Annotated in this window: 1 protein-coding gene; it reads right to left on the minus strand. The window is 73.9% G+C overall.

All coding sequences use genetic code 11. From position 1 onward, the window contains the following. Positions 1-276: zinc-binding dehydrogenase (locus CCN51_RS30690; RefSeq protein ID WP_143675924.1), on the minus strand; the 276-nt coding region annotated here is incomplete at both ends.

The following is a 276-nucleotide window of genomic DNA, read 5'->3' on the forward strand; positions in this document are numbered from 1 at the left end:
GTTGTCGAAGTAGACGTCGATGCCGTCGGGGGCCGCCTCGCGCAGCCAGTCGGCGACCGGCCCGTCGTGGTAGTCGAACGCCGCGTCGAAACCGAGCTTCCCGGTCAGATGGGCGACCTTCGCGGGAGACCCGGCGCTGCCGATCACCCGGGCCGCGCCCTTGAGCCGGGCGATCTGCCCGGCCATGCTCCCGGTCGCGCCGGCCGCGCTGGAGACGAAGACGGTGTCGCCGGGGCGCAGCCGCGCGGCGTCCATGAGCCCGACGTAGGCGACCAG

Source organism: Streptomyces milbemycinicus, from assembly GCF_002154605.1.
GTDB lineage: Bacteria > Actinomycetota > Actinomycetes > Streptomycetales > Streptomycetaceae > Streptomyces > Streptomyces milbemycinicus.